The following is a 13583-nucleotide window of genomic DNA, read 5'->3' as shown; positions in this document are numbered from 1 at the left end:
TCCTCCTTTATGTTGACTTCTGTGCTGAAATAGCGGCCACTTCAATTCCCGCCTCTTTGAGCTCTTTTCTGATTTTCTGCGCAAATGTCAGCGCATGGGCTCCGTCTCCATGAATGCAAACCGTGTCCGCTTTTAATGACACATCATGGCCTTGCTGAGATTTGACCGCCCCTTCTTTCACCATTTTGATCACCTGGGTGACGGCGGCATCATCGCTTTCAATGAGTGCGTCCGGCTGGGATCGCGGCGTCAGTGTGCCGTCCGCTTGGTATGTTCTGTCGGCGAACACTTCACTTGCTGTTTGCAGTCCGATCCGTTCTCCCGCTTTTACGAGCTCGCTCTCAGCAAGACCGAAAAGAACCAGGCCGGGATCAACTTTACAGACAGCTTTCGCGATGGCGTCAGACAGCTTTTGATCGACTGCCGCCATATTGTATAAAGCGCCATGCGGTTTGACGTGCTGCATGCGAAGTCCTTCTGCTTTTAAAAAACCAGAGAGCGCGCCAATTTGATAGACGACAAGATCATACGCTTCCTGAGGTGAAATTGCCATATTGCGGCGGCCGAAACCGAGTAAATCCGGCAAACCCGGATGCGCGCCGATTTTTACGCCTTTTTCTGCCGCAAGCGCGACGGTTTTCCGCATGACACCGGGGTCTCCTGCATGAAATCCGCATGCGATGTTCGCTGATGTGACATACTCTAAGATATCTTGGTCAAGGCCAATCGTGTAGGCTCCGAAGCTTTCTCCTAAATCACAGTTCAAATCAATCTGAAACACAGAATCCCTCCAGCCAAAGCAAACAATATGCTTTATATTATCATCGTTCCGAAATTCGGAACGACTATTCCGAATTTTTGAACTTTGCTTTATTATAATTCAAACCTATTAGTTTGTGAAATCCTTTTGTCAGAAAACCTCCCATGGTCCCAGAAGAAAACCTCCCAAACTAAAAAAGAGTCCATCTTAGGACTCCTTTTTTTATAGTACCCAATGGCGAATCGCTTTAGCGACACCATCCTCAATATTTGTATCCGTGGTCCAATCAGCCGTTTCTTTCACGACGTCTTGCGCATTTCCCATCGCAACACCCAGACCCGCTTCTTTGATCATCGCGATGTCATTGAGGCTGTCACCCATCGCCATCACATTCTCCATCGTAAAGCCGAGTTTTTCAGAAACCTTCGCAAGAGCCGCGGCTTTGTTGATGCCAAGCGCGTTGACCTCAATGTTTGTCGGGCTTGAATTGGTGATTTCAAGCTCTTTGTTTTTCCTCAGCTCCTCCAGCACTTCGTTTCGGATGTCGTCATCCTCAATGTCAAAGCCGAATTTGAGCCATTCGTGATCCGTAATGTTTTCCGGAAACTCGCCTCTCCATACTTTATTTACGGTAGAAGCCCAGAAATTAGTGTTGTGCTTATTCCGCAAATCCCACATCATTTGAATGTGATCCGTATGGAGCAGCTTGCGTTCCACCAAATTAAAATTCGAATCCCAAATTTCACTGCCGTTTGCCGTGATTAAAAAGGATGACAGCTTCAGGGATTCCGCCAGCTCCCGGCACGTCATCAGCGTCCGGCCCGTGCTGATCACCACGTACACGCCTTTATCCTCGGCTTCACGAATGGCTTTACGGTTTTCATCGGAGATCAGCTGCTCGTCATTCAGCAGCGTTCCATCCATATCGATTGCGATCAGCTTGATATCTACATTTTCTCTTTGAACAGACATATATGTACCTCTCTTTATCTTTTAATTGTGCATCTTTCTATTCTAATACATTATACCCATCGGAACAAAAAAGCGATTTCACATGTTTGAGGCGTCCTGATAAAAGGAAAACAAACGGTGAGGTGATCAAAGATGACAGAAAGAAAACAGCAAAACAAACCAAATGAAAATCCTGAACACAATGACTTAACCGATCCGATTCCGAATGAAGAGCTGAAGGAAAACATGAAGGATGAAAAACACAAACGGCAGCAAAGAGATGACTCACAAAGCGAACGGGATTACGATACGAAATAATAGAACCCCTCACAAAACGTTGTGAAGGGTTTTTTTCATTTTTCGATATAGATGCCGATTTCAGCTTCAGCAACAGGCTGTCCGCCAACTGACGCCTTGGCATGCCCGAACACAAACCCGCGTCGGTTGCGCGTAACTTCAAATGTAAGATCAAGCCGGTCACCAGGCGCGGCCGCTCCGAGTTTTTCCGCTTTCTTCACGGAAGACAATAAACCCAAGCTGTTCTGATCTGTAACTCCTGTAAAAGCCGCTGTTTGCGCAAGTGCTTCAATCACAAGTGAAAACGGCATTTCTGTTTGCTTATCATTGATAAACCAGTCGTTCTCACTGATCAGCTTATACGCTGCCGCATGTTTGCCGGGCTCGCTTTCCGTCACGCCATCAATAAACAAAAACGGATAGCGATGAGGCAAAAGTAATGAGTTCATTCTATTTCTCCTTTTTTGACTATTATATATCAGCCAAAAGCTGAACGATAGGATATAATGGAAAAAACGCAAAGGAGACCGTTATGCCCCCAAAACCGCTTGTCATTCTCGCACACGAAATATACGGTGTTAACAGCCATATGAAAAAGATGGCCCGGCTGATAAAAATGGCTGGATATGATGTGGTGACGCCTAACCTGCTCGGGGATGGTGAAGTCTACACATTGCAAGAGGAAAAAACCGCATACGATCAATTTACAAAACACGAACGGCTGAAAACAGGAGAAACCATCATTCAGAGCTTAATCAGGCAAAACGCCGGACGGCGCATCTTTGTGGTTGGATTCAGCGCGGGCGCAACGATCGCATGGAAATGCAGCAGTATGCCTGAGGTGAGCGGAGCTGTTTGCTATTACGGTTCCCGGATACGCGATTCTCTTCATCACGTGCCAGTCTGCCCGGTCCTATTGTTTTTCCCTTCATTTGAACCGTCGTTTGATGTTGCGCTTCTCATCAAAAAACTGCGGGAAAAACAGCATCCCGATTTGGAGATTTATCAATTTGAAGCTCTTCACGGCTTTGCCAATCCTGACTCTGATACTTTCGACAGGGCACTCTTCTTCAAAGCGCTTTCCATCATAAAAAACGAGGCAGAAAAACCGCCCCGCCCTGTGTCATCAGATTGTTCTAAAACGCGCACAAATGGTCGTCAGTGACCACAGCCGTGACTCGTTCCATAAGATTTTTATTTTGCTTGTCTCATCTCACTGAACGGATAAAAGACGAGAGATTCCGTACCGACGATTTCTTCATCAGAAGGCATACCCATTCCGTTTCTGCTATCCATCGAATTCAGGCGGTTATCTCCCATTACGAAATATTTGCCGGAAGGAACCTCAGCTTCGAAGTCACCCGTTAAGCTTACACCTATTTCTTTGGCTTCTTGTTGATGTTCCTTTAGGTACGGTTCTTCCACCTTTTTATCGTTTATGTATAGCTGATCATCCTTCACTTTTACGCTGTCACCAGGCAAACCGATTAAACGTTTGACGGATGAACGGCCGCTCGTTTTGTCATGAATGACGATAATGTCGCCTCTGTAAAAACCGCCTGTATATTTGGCTGCTTTGTCAACCAAAATTCTTTCTGAGTCTTGAAGCGTTGGAGCCATTGAAGAGCCTTCAACAATAAAGGGTTTGTAAAACGCCATTCTGATGGTAAAAATGAGCACTGCGATCAATACGATACTGAGTACAATGATCCATTTGGTTTTTCTTTTTTTCTTTAATGTGATTTTTTTTGCATTCAACTTCCTTCACCCGATACCTTCCTAAGAATTCCAAATCATTATACAGCATTTGGATCTTCTTGGTTAGTTTTTTATGGATATTTTCGTAAGGAAATTGATTGGCCGGGGCAACCATCGGCCCCGCCCTGTGTCATCAAAGTTTTCTCAAACGCGCACAGATTTCATCCGTGACCTCTGCCGTTGTGTTTTGTCCGCCAATGTCGCGTGTTTTGACGCCGTCTGCCGTTACTTGTTCCATCACATCGAGGATCTTCGCCCCCAGTTCTTCCTCTCCGAAATGATCAAGCATCAGCTTTGCTGTCCAAATCTGGCCGATTGGGTTCGCGAGGCCTTTGCCGGCGATATCGGGAGCTGATCCGTGGACCGGTTCGAACATGGATGGATACTTGCCGGACGGGTTGATGTTTGCAGAGGGGGCAATGCCGATGCTCCCCATGAGACTGGAGCTGATATCTGTTAAAATGTCACCGAATAAGTTGCTCGCTACAATGACGTCAAAGGTTTCAGGACGTGTGACAAAGAAAGCCGCCAACGCATCAATGTGCTGGGATGACGTGTCAATTCCTCTGTAATCAGCCGCAGTCTGCTGAAAGACTTCATCCCAGAACGGCATCGCGTGATAAATGCCATTGGACTTTGTTGCGCTCGTCACATGGCCGCGCCGCTTTTTCGCCAATTCGAAGGCAAAACGCATGACACGCTCTGTCGCTTTTCTCGTGAACACGGTATTCTGGATGGCAATTTCATCATCACCCCTGTGAATGCGACCGCCGACCTCACTGTATTCGCCTTCACTGTTTTCACGAATCACCACGAGGTCAAAATCATTTGGATGCAAAAGCGGTGACATAATGCCCGCCATTTGTTTAGCAGGTCTCATATTAATGGAAAGCTCAAGCTCCCTCCGGATTTTCAGCAGCAGCCCCCATAATGACATATGATCGGGAACCAGCTTCGGATTTCCGACCGCTCCTAAAAAAACCGCTTCAAATTGAGTGAGCGTATGTATTCCGTCTTCAGGCATCATTTCGCCGTGTTCCATATAATAATCACAGCTCCATGGAAAAGGCGTAAATGAGAATGACAAACCTCCGTGAACTTCGGCTGCTGTATAAAGCACTTTTTCCGCAGCCGCCACAACCTCTATTCCTACTCCATCTCCGGGTATTGCCGCAATCCGAATTGTTTCATTGTGTCATTCTCCTCCCCCTATTATCGAAAACGCTTACTATTATACTAGATTGCGAGATGGCAAAAAAAGCCCGTGACATGCTGTCACGGGTCGGTTATTGGTTGAGTTTCTTTAAAACAATGGCATGAAGCGGTTCATGGGACTGAATGCCGCACACCTCTTGAAGCACGCCGCTGTATCCTTTTTCTTGGATCAGCTCTTGCAGTTCCACCGCTTCAGGGTCACCGGTGAAATTGAAGCGCAGTGCTGCGGCAATCCCTTCCGCCAGTGCATTCGGCTCTTTTATTTTCTTTGCAGGGCCTACGAGTCTATCATGCTCTCCCAGCTTTCTGAGAGGCGATCTCGCCACGCGGGTCACATCGTCCGTAATGAATGGATTTTCAAAGCGTCCAATGATTTTTTTGATATATTGTTCGTGTTCGGTTTGCTTAAAGCCATACGTTTTGATGAGATAGTCACCGGTTTCAAGCAGCGCTGAATGAACGACACGGCGGATTTCCGGGTGATCGATTGCTTCTTTTACGGTTTTTAATCCGCGCTGATAGCCGACATAAGCGGTCACTGCGTGGCCGGTATTGACGGTAAACAGTTTGCGTTCGATATACGGCGTTAAATCATCAACAAACAGCGCGCCGTTTATGATCGGTGTATCCCCTTTAAAGCCTGATTCATCAATGACCCATTCAAAAAACGGTTCAACCGATACTTTGAGCGGATCTTCATGATGCTGAACCGGCACGATCCGGTCAACAGCCGAGTTCGGAAAACCGACCGCTTCACTGATGGATTCTTGCTCTGCTTCCGTTAAATGGCTGTATATCTCTTTCTTCAGGAAGCTGCTGCCGCCGATCATATTTTCGCAGGCAATGATATTCAGTATGTTTGCAACTTTTCTTCGTCTTAAACCTTCTGCTATAGACGGAGCAATCAGCTTTAACACGTTCGGGCCGACCGCCGTTGTGATGAGCGCCGCCTCATTAATCAGCCGATACAGCTCCTCCGGATGGCTGCCGCTATTAATGGCGCTGACCGGGCCAATGACCTCTGATGAGTGGCCCGCTTCTGCCAGCTCCACTGTGTATTCCCGTTTTTCATTAAGGAGACTGACCATCGTATCGTTCACATCCGCAAACACCACATCATAACCGGAGTGGTGAAGCAGCGCGCCGATAAACCCTCTTCCGATATTTCCCGCACCGAAATGTAAGGCGATCATGTCAGTTCACCTCGTTGAAAATGGCGATCAAATCTTCTTCGCTTTTAGCAGAGATCAGGCGTTCAATGTTTTCTTCTTCTGAGCAAATGATCGCGATGTTAGACAAAATGTCTAAATGCTCATTATTTTTGCCCGCAATGCCGAATACCACTTTTGCCGTGTTGCCTGCGCCGTACTCGACACCGTCTGGAATCTGTATGATTGAGATTCCAGAGTGAAGCACGTCGCTTTTCGCCTCTTCTGTGCCGTGTGGTATGGCTATGAAATTCCCCATAAAAGTAGATGATGTTTCTTCACGTTCAAACATTTTGCCAATGTAATCTTCTGTTACATAGCCGTTGTCAATCAGCGTCTGGCCTGCCATTTTGATGGCTTCTTCCTTTGATGATGCCGTTTGATTGAGTTTAATATTTTCCTTTGCGAGTACTTGCATGGGTATCACTCTCTTTCTATGAGTTTACTTTTTAAGCTTTTCAAGAAGCTCGTCATATTTCGGACTGTTTAAGAAGTTATCCACTGATATGTGTGTCGCGTTCGGCAGCTTCGCTTTCGCGCGATCTGTTAAATCTTTGTGGGTGATGACAATGTCCGCATCGCTTGGCAGATTGTTAATAGCCGTGTTGGCCACACTGATATCAAGCTCCGCTTTTTTCACTTTGTTTCTTAAAATCGATGCTCCCATCGCGCTTGATCCCATTCCCGCATCACAAGCGAAGATGATTTTGTTTACGCTTTCAGGAGACAGCGCAGACGCTTCCTCAGCTTTCGTTTGCTCCGCTTCTAAAACAGAGGCTGCTTGGCTTTTCTTCCCCTTCATGGACTGCATTTTTTCTGTTGCGGCAGCGAGGTCTTCTTCGCTTGCTTTTGAAGATTTCAGGATCACCGCTGATACGATGAACGAAACAGCTGCAGCGACCAATACACCCGCCAATACGCCGAAGTAGCCGCCTCTTGGCGTCATCGCCATCAATGCGATAATACTGCCCGGTGACGCTGCTGCGACAAGTCCGGCATTAAAGATCGTGAATGTTAACAGTCCGCTTGCTCCGCCGGCAATGGCCGCCAGAATCAAGGCCGGTTTCATCAAAATGTATGGGAAGTAAATCTCGTGAATCCCGCCGAAGAAATGAATGATCGCCGCTCCGGGAGCCGTTGATTTTGAAGAACCTTTTCCAAAGAACATGTACGCCAGCAAAATGCCGAGCCCTGGCCCAGGGTTTGCTTCTACTAAAAACAGAATCGATTTGCCCGTTTGGGCTGCTTGCTCGATTCCGATTGGACTTAAGATTCCATGGTTAATGGCGTTGTTTAGGAACAACACTTTCGCCGGTTCCACAAAAACGCTGGCTACAGGCAGTAAATTAGCGTGTACAATGACTTCCACACCTGCCGCCAGCAATTTATTTAACGTCAGGACAACCGGACCGATGGCGTAAAACGCGAGAATCGTTAAAGCCGCGCCGACAATCCCCGCCGTAAAGTTGTTGATCAGCATTTCAAAGCCTTGTTTGACTTTATCCTTGAACAATTTATCAGTCTGTTTAATGAGGTATCCGCCAAGCGGCCCCATGATCATTGCACCTAAAAACATTGGTATATCCGACCCGACAATCACCCCGATTGCCGCTGTCGCACCGACGACTCCGCCGCGGTGGTCGTAAATCATTTTTCCGCCTGTATACGCTATCAAAAGCGGCAGTAAATATGTGATCATCGGGCTGACAAGTGTATTCAGCTGTTCATTTGGAATCCATCCCGCCGGAATAAACAGCGCGGTAATGATGCCCCACGCGATAAACGCGCCGATATTCGGCATAATCATTCCGCTCAAATAACTGCCGAAGCGCTGCACTTTCACTTTCATGCCGCCTTGCTGTTCTTGCTGCATATATAAACCCTCCTTGTTGTCGCTGTAAGCTATAAAAATAGATTCAGAGAATTTTGCTTCCCTTTGACTCTATGTTAAAACGCTTACAGTCCCTATACAATTGAAAGTAAAGAGGACTTTGGCACATGGGTGTGACATTTTTTAAAAATAAAAAGGCTCCTGGTATCAGGAGCCTCTGGTATCAGGAGCCTTTTCTCTTACCTCTATAAATAATGTTGCCGTTTTGAATCACGTACTTTGCGATCATCCGTTCACTTACAATAAAAACAGGATACGCGCACACAAGCGCAAAAACAGCCATCGGGACGTGCTGTGCGGCCGGCAGCATTGACCCTGCCGCATTGCGGAGGAGCAGCAACAGATAAATGAGCAGCACGATGACCGCTAGTGACACCAGCATCATCGGAGCTGATACTTTATATTCATAAAGCCGTTCCCGGCAGTGTCCGCAGCGAAATTGGCAAGGCACATTGGATGATCTGACCATGTCGCCTGTCAAAGGTTTGCCGCAATTGGGGCATAGAGTTTCTTTCATAGGGTATTCCTCACTTTCCATTCCATATGTCTATTATACCAGAGTCCCTTCTGTTTCGTTTTGTTGCTGTTCAACACATTTTCACATTTTTTATCATCAGCTTACTTGTCTCTGTCTCTAAAATCCTCTACGCTTAAATAGATCTTAATGGAGGGGATGTATGAATGCTTCCGATTAATAGACAGCAACACATACTGAAGTGGCTGAAAGAAGAAGGCGCGCTCAAAATTACTGATATCAGCGCACGGTTCGGCGTTTCGGAAATGACGGTATACAGAGATGTCAATCAGCTCGTTCAGTCAAATCAGGTCATCAAAACGGCCGGCGGCATCACGCTCCCAGCCCGAACACCTCAAGCGGATCATATGTGCAGCTATTGCCTAAAACCGGTCAATCAAGTCCATTCGGTTCAGCTGATTACGGTAAACCAAGACATTGAACAGCTGTGCTGCGCACATTGTGCGTTTTTGCGTTACGCAGATAAAACGGAAGAGATTTCACACTTAATTTGCCGAGATTTTCTGTTACACACAACCGTCAGTGCCGGTTCGGCTTATTTTGTGGTAAATGCTGAATTAAACCTGCACTGCTGCCAGCCGCAGGCGATTCCGTTTGCGACACTCGATCATGCCGAACGGTTTCAAAAAGGATTCGGCGGAGCCGTCCGCACCTTCGATCAGGCGCTGGAAGATATGCTTCAGGACAGAAAAAAGCGCTGCACCTGCACCAAGAATTAAACACAACATATACAGCGGAAGGTGGTGTCTGAGTGATGAAGCGAAACAGATGGTGGATCATCTTTCTGCTTTTTCTTGTTTTCCTGCCGAAAACAAGCTTTGCTCACGCCTATATCGTCAAATCTTCACCTAGTGAAAACAGCGAATTAAAAAGCGCACCTGCACATGCAGAAATCGAATTTAATGAACCGGTAGAAGAAGGGTTTCATTACATTAAAGTCTATAATTCAAACGGCGAACGGGTGGATAACGGCAAGACTGAAATCAAAAAAGATAACAATCACATCATGACAGTGAAGCTGAAAAAGAATCTGCCGCATGATGTGTACAGAGCGGAATGGAATGCCGTGTCCGCGGACGGGCATCCGGTCTCCGGCGTCATACCGTTCAGCATCGGGAAAGCGGAAGGCGGATTCAGCAGCCAAAAAGCAGCAGGTTCACCGCTGAACCCGGAAACAGCCGCAGACCGAGCGATGCTGTATACAGCCTTATCTTTGTTTATCGGGACGGTTTTCTTCCATCTCTTCTGGTATAAAGGGGATTCAGAACAACTCGCCAAACGGACGAGACGCATCTTGATCGTCTCGATTACCGCATTGGGCCTGGCCCTTTTGCTTCAGCTTCCGATTCAGACAAAAGCAAACGCGGGCGGCTGGGACAGCGCCTTCCAGCCGATCTATATCAGAGAGACACTGTTTGAGACAGCAGGCGGCACCATTTGGATCATACAGGCCGCGCTGTTCGTGCTGCTAGCACTGTCTGTGATCCCTGCGATACGCAAAAACCGCTATTCGTCCTTTGGCTATTGGACAGCGCCGCTCATTTTCTTTTTCGGTCTCCTGCTTGCCAAAGCGTTTACCGGCCATGCTGCTGTCGTTGAAGAAAAAGCGGTCGGGATTTTGATGGATTTCCTTCATTTATCATCCGCTTCCATCTGGGTCGGCGGAATAGCGGCACTCGTTTTGCTGTTCGCAAACGAATGGAAGCAGCCTGACAAAACGCTCGCATGGGAAACGGTAAGCCGCTTCTCGCCGTGGGCGCTTACTGCAGTCGGCGTCATTTTATTTTCAGGTTTGCTTAATGGATTTTTCATCATTCGTTCGATGGATTCACTGTTCCGCACAGCGTATGGGCAAGCTCTTTTAGTTAAAAGCGGATTGTTTGTGTTGATGCTGGCCTTAGGCGCGGTTCATTTTCTGCTCACCAGAAAACAGCGCCGCGCAGGAATCAGCCGGACCGTGAAAGCGGAATGGGCAATCGGCATCGCTGTATTGATCACAGCGGCCGTGTTTACCAGCCTGCCGAGCCCGCCTGAGCCGGTGCCGGAACCGTTCTACCAAACCAAAGCGATTGAGAACGGGCAAAGCGTTTCTCTCAGCATCAGCCCGAACCAGCCTGGCAAAAACGTATTTGAGCTGCGAGTCACCGACCATAACGGCGACCCGGTAAAAAACATCCAGCAAATCACGTTAACCGTTTATAAAACAGGTCTGTCAGGCAGCGAGAACAAAAACACCTTCCAATTAAAAGAGAAAGCAAAGGGCGTCTTCCAGGATGAAAACCTATCCATTAATGAAAAAGGAAACTGGAAGATCAAAGTCCACGGTTTGACCGGTGACTTTAACGAAATCAATATGATGTTTACAAAAACCAATTAGAGGAGTGTTTTACGTTGTTAAAAAAAATCGCATTCACACTATGTCCAGCTATTGTCGGCTCACTTTTATTCTTTACGGCCCCTGCCAGCGCGCACGTTACTGTAAAGCCCGCTGAATCCGCTGCAGGTTCATGGGAAACCTATACAATGAAGGTTCCTTCTGAAAAAAACCTGCCGACAACAAAGGTTGTCCTCAAAATGCCGAAGGATGTTGAGTTCCAGCAGTACGAGCCGATTCCGGGCTGGAAGATATCCACCCAGAAACACGATGATCAATCAGTTTCCGTCACATGGGAGGCGACTGACGGCGGCATTCAGGAAGGACAGTTCCAGCGGTTTACCTTTGTTGCCAAAAACCCTGACAAAGCGGAGGAAGCCGCTTGGGACGCATACCAATATTACAAGGACGGCAGCATTGTCGAATGGACAGGTGACGAGGATGCGGATACGCCTCATTCCATTACAAACATCACTGCTGCAAAACAAGTGACAGATGAGCACGGCGCCACGAAAACGGAAGACGATTCCGAAGACACAGGCTCTTCAGCTCTCAACATCACAGCGATTGTGCTGTCTGCCGCAGCCATCATTTTGTCTGTAGCAGCGCTTGTAAAGAAAAAGCGCGCCTAATGAAAAAAGCGATCCAGAAGACATATCTGGGTCGCTTTTTTGATTTATCCGCGTCCTGCCTGGAAGGAAGGGTATTGTGTCATACCGCCGTCCGCGAATAACGTGATACCTGTGACGTAGCTTGATTCCTTCGAAGCAAGCCATACCGCTACCGCGGCGATTTCCTCCGGTTCGCCGATATATCCCATCGGAATCATGCTTTCAACATCTGCTTTCTGTTTAGGATCAGCGAATTTTTCGGCATTGATTGGCGTGTTGATCGCGCCTGGCCCAATATTATTGACACGAATGCCCTTAGGCGCGTACTCCAGCGCTAATGTTTCCGTCATCAGTTTAATCCCGCCTTTACTAGCCGCATAGTGGACAAATAACGGCCACGGAATCACTTCATGCACACTGGACATGTTGATGACATTTCCCTTGATATCGTGTTCTACGAAATATTTAATCGCTTCCCGGCTTCCTAAAAAAGCGCCGGTTAAGTTCGTGCTGATGACTTTATCCCAATCCTTCAGCGGCATTTCGTGAGACGCCACAGGATTTTCAAGTCCGGCGTTATTTATCATAATATCGAGTGTGCCGAACTCTTTAATCGCAGTTTGTACAATGTTTTTCACATCTTCCTCTTTCGTAACATCTCCTTGGACGATAACGGCTTCACCGCCCGCCTTGATGACCGCTTCTTTGACCTCGTTCGGATTCTGTTTTTCGCTAAAGTAGTTGATCACCACTTTCGCCTGCTCCTTGCCGAAGCGAATGGCCATGGCTTTCCCAAGGCCTGATGCGGCTCCTGTAATGGCGACGACTTTTCCTTTTAAATCCGGATACATATATATCCTCCTCCAATTGTTATGAATTTGTTTTGGCGATTCCTAAAAATATGGCTGCCGCGATAATCAGCGCAATCCCAATCCCAATCCCAATAAGCTGGCGTTTTGATTTCTTTTCACGCAGGATGAATATGCCGCCGAGCGTAGAAATGACAATTCCCATTTGCGAGAGGGAAAAGCTTGTTGCGACGCCGACCTTCGGCTGAGAAATAAACAGAAACATATTTCCTCCTGCCCAGATTAAGCCGGGGAGGATATTTCTGATTGCATATTTGTTAAAGGGTTTGTGTTTATAGGTTAAAGCAAGTCCCCCGATTACCATCCCGATCGCCTGCGGCAAAAGAGCCGACCAGCCAGACACATTAAACAATCTGGCAACGACGACATACACCAAATAACCGAGCGTCGAGACAAGAAGAATCAATATGCCTTTTTTAAAGTTGCTTGGCTCACCCTCTTTCTTATCTTTCTTATCTTCCAATGATGCGAGAATGATTCCCACGATGATAAAGATCAGAGCGAGAATGCCAAGCGTAATCGCAATCGGTGTAGACCATTCACGAAACACAATCACACCGAACAGTGAGGTTGAAACGAGCTGCATTCCAGTGGAAATCGGCATTGTTTTGGACACACCCATCAATTCAATGCTTTTCAGCTGGTTGCTCTGTCCAAGGGACCAAAATAAGCCGGATACGATGCCGACAATAAAAATGCGCAGTGACAGAGCGGGCTGAACAAAAAAATAAATCACGATAGACACAATGAGCGCCCCGATCGTCGTTCCGAGTGTCTGGCTGTACGGTCCACCGCCTAATTTCACATTGAAGAGAACAATGCTCCCCCAAAACAAAGCCGGGAGAAGAGCCAATAATAAATCCATTGTTGGGGAACCTTCTTTCAAAATGTATTTGCTGTTATTTTGGCTGGAATCGCTGGGATTATCCCATAAGGAAACAAGTTCCTTAACCATCTTTAACAATAGAATAAAAATTTTCCCATTAAAAACTGCAGGAATTTTTCATAAACCACATTTAAATAATAAATAAAGCCAGAGATAATAATTAGTAAAAATCCCAATAAAATTCTAATTAGACTAAGCACTATAACCATCATTTATTTATTTTTATAT

General features: G+C 46.8%; 16 protein-coding genes. 5 read left to right on the top strand and 11 right to left on the bottom strand.

Annotation, left to right across the window (positions count from 1 at the left end; translation table 11 throughout):
- Positions 1-7: 7 nt before the first annotated feature.
- Positions 8-781, bottom strand: a complete 774-nt coding sequence (pxpA, locus tag ABZM97_RS02385) for a 5-oxoprolinase subunit PpxA (RefSeq protein ID WP_087993011.1) — start codon at positions 779-781, stop codon at positions 8-10.
- Between the two features lie 201 nt (positions 782-982).
- Positions 983-1732 carry a Cof-type HAD-IIB family hydrolase gene (locus tag ABZM97_RS02380; RefSeq protein WP_087993012.1) on the bottom strand — a complete coding sequence of 250 codons (750 nt, stop codon included), beginning with the start codon at positions 1730-1732 and terminating at the stop codon, positions 983-985.
- A 132-nt stretch (positions 1733-1864) separates the two neighbouring features.
- Between ABZM97_RS02380 and ABZM97_RS02375 the strand changes: the two genes are divergently transcribed.
- Entirely contained in the window at positions 1865-2029 is a 165-nt protein-coding gene (locus ABZM97_RS02375; RefSeq protein ID WP_087993013.1) for a hypothetical protein, read from the top strand.
- 35 nt (positions 2030-2064) lie between these two features.
- Here ABZM97_RS02375 and ABZM97_RS02370 read toward each other — a convergent pair whose 3' ends face one another.
- The gene (locus tag ABZM97_RS02370) at positions 2065-2457 is read right to left on the bottom strand and encodes a 3-hydroxyacyl-ACP dehydratase FabZ family protein (RefSeq protein WP_087993014.1); all 393 of its coding nucleotides are present in this window, start codon (positions 2455-2457) and stop codon (positions 2065-2067) included.
- 83 nt (positions 2458-2540) lie between these two features.
- On the opposite strand from ABZM97_RS02370, the gene ABZM97_RS02365 reads away from it, so the two are divergent.
- Positions 2541-3173 (top strand): dienelactone hydrolase family protein, encoded by a 633-nt coding sequence (locus tag ABZM97_RS02365; RefSeq protein WP_253268826.1) that lies wholly within the window; start codon positions 2541-2543, stop codon positions 3171-3173.
- 29 nt (positions 3174-3202) lie between these two features.
- Here ABZM97_RS02365 and sipU read toward each other — a convergent pair whose 3' ends face one another.
- The 6 genes from sipU to ABZM97_RS02335 all read right to left on the bottom strand — a co-directional run bounded on the left by sipU (position 3203) and on the right by ABZM97_RS02335 (position 8597).
- On the bottom strand, positions 3203-3766 hold the full coding sequence (sipU, locus tag ABZM97_RS02360) for a signal peptidase I sipU (protein ID WP_087993016.1): 564 nt from the start codon (positions 3764-3766) through the stop codon (positions 3203-3205).
- Positions 3767-3899: 133 nt separating this feature from the next.
- Positions 3900-4949 (bottom strand): tartrate dehydrogenase, encoded by a 1050-nt coding sequence (locus ABZM97_RS02355; RefSeq protein WP_087993017.1) that lies wholly within the window; start codon positions 4947-4949, stop codon positions 3900-3902.
- Positions 4950-5052: 103 nt separating this feature from the next.
- The gene (locus ABZM97_RS02350; protein WP_253268825.1) at positions 5053-6174 is read right to left on the bottom strand and encodes a mannitol-1-phosphate 5-dehydrogenase; all 1122 of its coding nucleotides are present in this window, start codon (positions 6172-6174) and stop codon (positions 5053-5055) included.
- A 1-nt stretch (position 6175) separates the two neighbouring features.
- A complete protein-coding gene (locus tag ABZM97_RS02345; protein WP_253268824.1) occupies positions 6176-6607 on the bottom strand; it encodes a PTS sugar transporter subunit IIA in 432 nt (143 codons plus the stop codon).
- A gap of 24 nt (positions 6608-6631) precedes the next feature.
- Positions 6632-8062 carry a PTS mannitol transporter subunit IICB gene (locus tag ABZM97_RS02340; protein WP_087993020.1) on the bottom strand — a complete coding sequence of 477 codons (1431 nt, stop codon included), beginning with the start codon at positions 8060-8062 and terminating at the stop codon, positions 6632-6634.
- Positions 8063-8243: 181 nt separating this feature from the next.
- A complete protein-coding gene (locus ABZM97_RS02335) occupies positions 8244-8597 on the bottom strand; it encodes a hypothetical protein (protein ID WP_087993077.1) in 354 nt (117 codons plus the stop codon).
- Between the two features lie 164 nt (positions 8598-8761).
- Between ABZM97_RS02335 and ycnK the strand changes: the two genes are divergently transcribed.
- The 3 genes from ycnK to ABZM97_RS02320 are packed head-to-tail and all read left to right on the top strand — an operon-like array spanning position 8762 to position 11621.
- Positions 8762-9334: a copper uptake transcriptional regulator YcnK gene (gene ycnK, locus ABZM97_RS02330; RefSeq protein WP_087993021.1), complete on the top strand. Its 573-nt coding sequence runs from the start codon at positions 8762-8764 to the stop codon at positions 9332-9334.
- Positions 9335-9369: 35 nt separating this feature from the next.
- Positions 9370-10992 carry a copper resistance CopC/CopD family protein gene (locus tag ABZM97_RS02325; RefSeq protein WP_367387470.1) on the top strand — a complete coding sequence of 541 codons (1623 nt, stop codon included), beginning with the start codon at positions 9370-9372 and terminating at the stop codon, positions 10990-10992.
- Positions 10993-11006: 14 nt separating this feature from the next.
- Positions 11007-11621, top strand: a complete 615-nt coding sequence (locus tag ABZM97_RS02320; RefSeq protein ID WP_202328900.1) for a YcnI family protein — start codon at positions 11007-11009, stop codon at positions 11619-11621.
- 44 nt (positions 11622-11665) lie between these two features.
- Here ABZM97_RS02320 and gdh read toward each other — a convergent pair whose 3' ends face one another.
- Positions 11666-12451, bottom strand: coding sequence for a glucose 1-dehydrogenase (gene gdh / locus ABZM97_RS02315; protein WP_087993024.1), 786 nt, complete (start codon positions 12449-12451; stop codon positions 11666-11668).
- A 19-nt stretch (positions 12452-12470) separates the two neighbouring features.
- On the bottom strand, positions 12471-13334 hold the full coding sequence (gene glcU, locus ABZM97_RS02310) for a glucose uptake protein GlcU (protein WP_087993078.1): 864 nt from the start codon (positions 13332-13334) through the stop codon (positions 12471-12473).
- Positions 13335-13583: the final 249 nt, after the last annotated feature.

Origin of the sequence: Bacillus vallismortis (assembly GCF_040784915.1) — a bacterium.
Taxonomy (GTDB): Bacteria; Bacillota; Bacilli; order Bacillales; family Bacillaceae; genus Bacillus; species Bacillus subtilis_G.
Note: the sequence above shows the minus strand (reverse complement) of the source record. Positions and strands in the feature narration are given on the sequence as shown.